Source organism: Tepidiphilus sp. HLB4 (assembly GCF_054823945.1).
Genome location: NZ_JSYB01000028.1, coordinates 1 through 287, shown reverse-complemented (window position 1 = coordinate 287; position 287 = coordinate 1). Strand labels below are relative to the sequence as shown.

The window sequence follows — 287 nt, the reverse complement described above, 5'->3', positions numbered from 1 at the left end:
CCGTTGGCGTAGTCACGCCGTCGCTCACTACGTTCATAGGGCGCCGCTCCAAGGAACTGGGATCGTTCGATCTTGGCGGCTTCATTGACGAGGATGCGCAGAGCCTCGCCGGCACCCTCCAGTCCGTGTTCGAGCAACACAGCATAAGCCATTTCCAAAGGATTGGTTTCGACACGCATCGCCATGATGGGCATACTCCTTTCTCGAAGTCATGGCGTCAGACCGAGCGCCGCGCACTTCCTGCCAGAGGCGCTAAACGGAATTTACAGAAAGGATGGTACACAACC

At 57.1% G+C, this 287-nt stretch carries 1 pseudogene; it reads right to left on the bottom strand.

The window, feature by feature from the left end:
- A pseudogene (locus OA56_RS06300) lies at positions 1-185 on the bottom strand (IS256 family transposase); the annotation flags it as partial.
- Positions 186-287: the final 102 nt, after the last annotated feature.